This window comes from Nocardia sp. NPDC059691 (assembly GCF_042733915.1).
In the GTDB taxonomy this organism is placed as follows: Bacteria; Actinomycetota; Actinomycetes; order Mycobacteriales; family Mycobacteriaceae; genus Nocardia; species Nocardia sichangensis.
The window spans coordinates 355,070-361,330 of the sequence record NZ_JBHWFB010000009.1; the positions used below are offsets into that span (position 1 = coordinate 355,070).

Annotated in this window: 5 protein-coding genes; 3 read left to right on the top strand and 2 right to left on the bottom strand. The window is 69.5% G+C overall.

The features are described from left to right. The first annotated feature begins 22 nt into the window (after positions 1-22). Both ACFV2O_RS21930 and gatB read left to right on the top strand, forming a co-directional pair. Positions 23-1,399 carry an alpha/beta hydrolase family protein gene (locus ACFV2O_RS21930; RefSeq protein ID WP_379253372.1) on the top strand — a complete coding sequence of 459 codons (1,377 nt, stop codon included), beginning with the start codon at positions 23-25 and terminating at the stop codon, positions 1,397-1,399. 63 nt (positions 1,400-1,462) lie between these two features. After that, a complete protein-coding gene (gene gatB, locus ACFV2O_RS21935; protein WP_379253373.1) occupies positions 1,463-2,968 on the top strand; it encodes an Asp-tRNA(Asn)/Glu-tRNA(Gln) amidotransferase subunit GatB in 1,506 nt (501 codons plus the stop codon). Between the two features lie 310 nt (positions 2,969-3,278). Here the strand turns inward: gatB and ACFV2O_RS21940 are convergent, their stop codons facing one another. Further along, on the bottom strand, positions 3,279-3,911 hold the full coding sequence (locus ACFV2O_RS21940; protein ID WP_379253374.1) for an NAD(P)-dependent oxidoreductase: 633 nt from the start codon (positions 3,909-3,911) through the stop codon (positions 3,279-3,281). Further along, complete coding sequence (locus ACFV2O_RS21945; RefSeq protein WP_379253375.1) at positions 3,908-4,849, bottom strand: EamA family transporter; 942 nt, start codon at positions 4,847-4,849, stop codon at positions 3,908-3,910. Before ACFV2O_RS21945 ends, ACFV2O_RS21940 begins: the two co-directional genes overlap by 4 nt. A 79-nt stretch (positions 4,850-4,928) precedes the next feature. On the opposite strand from ACFV2O_RS21945, the gene ACFV2O_RS21950 reads away from it, so the two are divergent. Continuing rightward, a complete protein-coding gene (locus ACFV2O_RS21950; RefSeq protein WP_356961176.1) occupies positions 4,929-5,816 on the top strand; it encodes a LysR substrate-binding domain-containing protein in 888 nt (295 codons plus the stop codon). The last annotated feature ends 445 nt before the right edge of the window (positions 5,817-6,261 follow it).

Here is a 6,261-nt window from a genome sequence, read left to right on the forward strand (position 1 = left end):
CGTCGTCGGTACCCTGAGTCGCATGCGCAGTGGGCGACTGATCGCGTTGGCACTGTTGATGATCACGGCAGTGGCGGCCGGGTGCTCGGAGTCGAATCCGCCCGAGCCGACCACGGGTGACTGGCACGGCGCCGTCGAGGTCCCCGGTCAGCCGGTGCAGGTCGGCGTGAGTTTCCACGACGACGGCACGGCCACCGTCGACATCCCGGCGCAGGGCATGAGCGGCGTGCAACTCAAAGACGTCAGCACCGACCGCAACGGCGTGTCCTTCGCGGTCCCCGACGTCCCTGGCGATCCGGTGTTCCACGGCAAGTACGAGTCCGGGACCGACCGGATCACCGGAGATCTCACCCAGGCGGGGCAGAAATTCCCGCTGGCGCTGAGCCGGGGCAAGGTCGTACCGCCAGCCCATCCGCAGGAACCGAAGCCACCGTTCCCGTACAAGACCGAGGATGTCACCTATAGCAACGGCGGCATCACCATCGCGGGCACGTTGACCGAACCGCAGGGCCCCGGCCCGTTCCCCGCCATCCTCATGATCACCGGAAGCGGCGCCCAGGACCGCGACGAGGAACTGATGGGGCACAAGCCGTTCCTGCTGCTGGCCGATACCTTCACCCGCGCGGGCTACGCCGTGCTGCGCACCGACGACCGAGGCGTCGGTGGCACCGGCGGCAAGCTGGACGACGCGAACTACACCGACCTGGCCGAGGACGCCGCCGCGGGCGTCCGTTTCTTGCGGGCCCGCTCCGAGATCGACCCGGCGCGGATCGGACTCTTCGGCCACAGCGAGGGCGGCTACCTCGCGCCGCTGGTCGCCGCGCGCCCCGACAGCGGCGTCGCGTTCGCCGTCCTGATGGCCGGACCCGGCGTCCCGGGCTCGGACGTGCTCGTCGAACAGACCCGCTTGCTCGCCACCGCGAACGGAACACCTCCCGACCAGGTGGAGACCCAGGTCCGCGACATGGCCGAACTGTCCGCCCTGCTGAAGGCGGGCGACCTCGACGGAGCGAGACAACTGGCCGTTCGGCAGAACCAGGCCTTGCCCGCCGACCAGCGCGTGCCCGACGATCAGGCGGCCGCGCAGATCACGCCGTATCTGGCCGCCCTGGTCGCCTACGATCCGGCGCCCGCGCTCTCCGCCCTGCGGATTCCGGTGCTCGCGTTCTTCGGCGGCAAGGATCTCCAGGTGCCCCCGGCGCAGAGCGAGCAGCCGATGCGCGACCACCTCGCCGCCGACCCCGATGCGACCGTCCACGTCTTCCCGGGTCTCAACCACCTGATGCAGCACACCGAGACCGGCCTTCCCCGCGAGTACGGCGCCATCGAAACGACCATCTCTCCCGAGGTGCTCGACTACGTCACCGGCTGGCTGCGGCAGCGGGTCCCGGTGAAGTAACACCGCGCCGCGGACGTGAGAGCCGCTGCGCTGCGACGGGAGCGCTTACCTAAACTGATGGCCATGAGCGCACCCACGGTCGACCTGATGGATTACTCGGATGTCATCGCCCGGTTCGAGCCGGTGCTCGGCATGGAGGTCCACGTCGAGCTGAACACCGCGACGAAGATGTTCTGCGGTTGCCCGACCGAGTTCGGCGCCGAGCCGAACACGCAGGTGTGCCCCGTGTGCCTCGGCCTGCCCGGTTCGCTCCCGGTGGTCAACCAGAAGGCCGTCGAATCGGCCATCCGGATCGGGCTGGCGCTGAACTGCTCGATCACGCCGTGGGGCCGGTTCGCGCGGAAGAACTACTTCTACCCCGATCAGCCGAAGAACTACCAGATCAGCCAGTACGACGAGCCGATCGCCACGAACGGGCACCTGGACGTGGTGCTCGATGACGGCAGTACCTTCCGTGTCGACATCGAGCGCGCGCACATGGAGGAGGACACCGGCAAGTCGGTGCACATCGGCGGTGCGACCGGCCGCATCCACGGCGCGAGCCACTCCCTGCTCGATTACAACCGGGCGGGCGTGCCGCTGATCGAGATCGTCACCAAGCCGATCACCGGCGCGGGGGAGCGCGCCCCCGAGGTGGCGCGGGCGTACGTGACGGCGCTGCGGGATCTGCTGAAGTCGCTCGGGGTGTCCGACGTGAAGATGGAGCAGGGTTCGCTGCGCTGCGACGCGAACGTCTCCCTGATGCCCATCGGCGCAACGGAATTCGGCACCCGCACGGAGACCAAGAACGTCAACTCCCTGCGCAGCGTCGAGGTCGCGGTGCGCTTCGAGATGCGCAGGCAGGCGGCTGTGCTCGCGGGCGGCGGCACGATAGTCCAGGAGACCAGGCACTTCCACGAGGCCGACGGCACCACTTCGCCCGGCCGCCGCAAGGAGACCGCCGAGGACTACCGCTACTTCCCCGAGCCGGACCTCGAGCCCGTCGCGCCCGCCGGGGAGTGGGTCGAGCAGTTGCGCGGCACCATCCCCGAGTACCCCTGGCTGCGCCGCGCGCGCATCCAGTCCGACTGGGGCCTGTCCGACGAGGTGATGCGCGACCTGGTCAACGCGGGCGCACTGGACCTGATCATCGCCACCGTCGACGCGGGCGCACCGGCCAACGAGGCGCGCTCCTGGTGGGTCGCCTACCTCACCGAGAAGGCCAAGGAGCGCGAGGTCGCGCTGGAGGAGCTGCCGATCAGTCCGGCTCAGGTCGCCGAGGTGATCAAGCTGGTCGACGCGAAGACGATCAACAACAAGGTGGCCAAGCAGGTCGTCGACCACGTGCTGGCAGGCGAGGGCGACCCGGCGCAGATCGTCGAGGCCAAGGGCCTCGGCATGGTCAGCGACGACAGCGCCTTGCAGTCGGAGGTGGAGAAGGCCCTGGCCGCGAACCCCGACATCGCCGACAAGATCCGCTCCGGCAAGGTGCAGGCCGCGGGCAAGATCGTCGGCGACGTCATGAAGGCGACCCGCGGTCAGGCCGACGCGGCGCGCGTCCGCGAACTGGTCCTGGCCGCCTGCAGCTAGGTTCGGCGGTCGACCCCGACCGCGCTGTATGACGTGGTCGGGGTCGACTCGCGAACCGAAGTAGGCCACCGGCCGTGAACCGATGGCGATGCCTTCCGGCTGGAACCCGGCGGGCAGGTCGATCCCGGCGGCGAGGACCGGAGGGTATGCCGCCGTCCGGTCCCCGGGCGCCGATGCCGCGACGCCGAGACAGCCGAGCGCGGCCGAGATCGCCAGGACTCGCTTCATCTCATTGTTCCTCTGTATCGGTGGTCGCGGGGCCTGCGGCGTCGGGCCGAGACGTTCAGGCAGTGCCGAGCGTTTCGACGTCTCAGTAACCGACGGTGAAATGACCTTTCCCGCAGGGGTTTTCGAGCTCGTCCAAGACGGCTACGGCAAGGTCTTCCGCCGAGATCCGGGACGCGCCGTCAGCGCTGGTGATGAGCGTCGTGGTGCCCCGCCGGTACTTCCCGGTGCGCTGTCCGGGTTCGAGGAGGGCGGGTGGGCTGAGATAGACCGAGTCGGCCGGATGCGCCCGGCAGGTCTCCCATTGCGCGACGCTCGCGGCGGCGATGGTGCGGATCGACGGCGGTACGTATTCCGGACTGTCGATCACCAGCCGCTCGGGGTGTCCCGGAACCCGTAGCGGCGCGGCGCCGCCGACGACGAGGATGCGCCTCCCGGTGGCCGCGGCCGCGTCGAGCAGGGCTGTTGTAGTCGTCGTGACGGTGTGTTCCTGCCCGGCGGCCGCACGGGTCGCGGCCACGATCGCGTCGGCGCCGTCGAACAATTCGCTCATCCGGACCCTGTCGTTCGCGTCGCCCTCGGCAACGGTCACCATGGGCGGCAGGGCGATCCGCCGCCCTTTCCGGAAGACGGCGACGATCTCGTGGCCGCGGCCGGCGGCCTCGTCGACGACGCACGAGCCGACCATGCCTGCGGCTCCGACAACGGCGATCTTCATTTCGATATCCCTTCGGGTGCTGCGACAGGAGCGGAGGAGCGGTTGGGCGCGGGAAGCTGTCCCGCGACGATCGCGGCGAGCGCGAGCCCGAACCCCGCGAGTTGGACCGGGCCGAGTGTCTGGCCGAGCAGAACGGCGCCGAGAACCGCCGCGACCAGCGGCGAGAGCAGAACCAGAACCGCGACGGAGGTGACGGGCAAGGAGCCGATGCCGCGGAACCACAGGACATACGCGAGCAGACTCCCGACCAGTCCCAGCCATAGGTACCCGAGAACGGCGGGCGGGTCGATCGCGGGAGGCGGCCCTTCGACGAAGAACGTGAGAGGCAGCAGGAACAGCCCACCGGCAGTGAGTTGCCAGCCCGCGAACGCTGTGGGACCGGCCTCGGGAGGCCGCCCCCACTTCTTCGTGAGGGTCAGGCCGAGCGCCATGGAAGCGGCGGCGGCAAGGCCGGCGACAACCCCGGTGAGGTCGAAGGCCGCGTCCGGCCCGATCACCACCAAGCCGACGCCGACAAGGCCTGTCGCTCCCCAGGCGAGGCGCCGAGCGGAGGGGCTTTCGCCCAAGATCACCACGGCCAAGACGGCCACGACGAGCGGCTGGGCCGCCGCCAAGGTCGCGGCCACGCCGCCCGGTAAGCGTTCGGCGGCGAGGAACAGCATCGGAAACAGCAGCCCGATATTGAGCACACCCAGTACCGCGGCTTTGCCCCACCAGGCTCCGCGCGGCAGCGTCCGCGTGATCGCCAGCGCGATCAGACCCGCAGGCAAGGCCCGCAGGAGACCGGCGAACAGCGGGTGTCCCGGGGGGAGCAACTCGGTGGTGACGACATAGGTGGTGCCCCATGACGCGGGAGCGAGCGCCGTCAGGACGGTGCGCGGCAGGGTTCCCAGTGGCGCGGTTCCGCCGAAAACCGCCTGTATTGCTGGACTTTTCACCTTCGCAGTCTCGCGCGGAACTGATCAATGAGTCCAACACATGTTTGTCAATTCATCAATCGTGTTCAAAGATCAATCCATGGAGCTCCAGCAGATGCGCTACGTCATCGCCGTGGCCGAGACGAACAGCTTCACCCGGGCCGCCGAACGATGCCTCGTCGTGCAGTCCGCCCTCAGCCATCAGATCGCGCGACTGGAACGGGAATTGGGCGCGCGACTCTTCGAGCGCACCAGCCGCCGGGTGCGCCTCACACCGGCCGGTGCGGCGTTCCTCCCCGCCGCCCGCCAGTGCCTCGACGCCGCCGAGCGCGCCGCCGCCGAGGTGGCCGCGGCGGTCGGCGAGGTGCGCGGGCGGCTCGCCGTCGGGCTGATCCCCACCGTCGCCGCGGTGGACATCCCGGAGGCGTTGCGCGATTTCCGCCGCCGTCACCCGCACGTGCGCATCAGCCTGCGCGTGGGTGCGAGCGAGGAGCTGGTGGAGAAGGTCGAGCAAGGAGCCATCGACGTCGCATTCCTCGGATTGCCGACGACGGCACGACCCCGAGGCGTGGTCGCGCACGAACTCGCCCGCGACCGGCACGTAGCCGTCGTCGCGCTGGACCATCCGCTCGCCGGAGAGCGATCGATCGATCTGCGCACGCTGTCTGCCGAGGTCTTCGTGGATCTCCCGGCCGGGACCGCCGGACGTCTCCAGTCCGACCAAGCCTTCACAGCCGCCGGTCTGGACCGCGACGTCGCTTTCGAAGTGACCAGCGCGGACTACATCGCCCGACTCGTCCGCCCCGGCCTCGCCATCGCCATGCTCCCGTCCACTTACGTGCCCCAACTAGAGGGCGTGACCACCATCGAGGTCACCGACGCCCCCGCCCGAGTCGAATACGTCATCTGGAGCCGCAGCCGCACACCGGCGGCCACCGCGTTCCTCACCGTTCTCGGCATCGCCGCGCAGGCCTCGGACGACTCCTGAAGAGTCTCGCCACTTTTCGGCCCGAGCGCCGCACCGGGAGAGATGCTGTGGAGTGACATCCTGACCTTCTTCGCCCCTGACCTGATCGGACTCCGCCGGATGTGTCGGTGTCGAGTGGCGCGAGCGAAACCTGGGTCCGTCCGTCGCTTCTCAGGGCGGTCGGCGCCGGTTCCGACAGCGAGATCGGCGCGCATGCCGTTGCGCGCTCGGCTCAGTTGGGGGCGGCTGTTCGTTCGTGCGGAAAGAGTGAGCGGCAGCCACCGCCCACTGGCCGAGGCAAAGCCTCAGATCGCACGGTTACCGCAGCGCGGGCCCAGCACATCTTGCCAAGGCGGAGCCTGAGGCCACGCGCTTACTGCCGTCCGCGCCCAGCGCACCTCGACCACGGGTTTCGAGCGAAGCGAGACCGAGCATGCGCCGTGGGGGGGCCGGGGCCCGGGCGCGC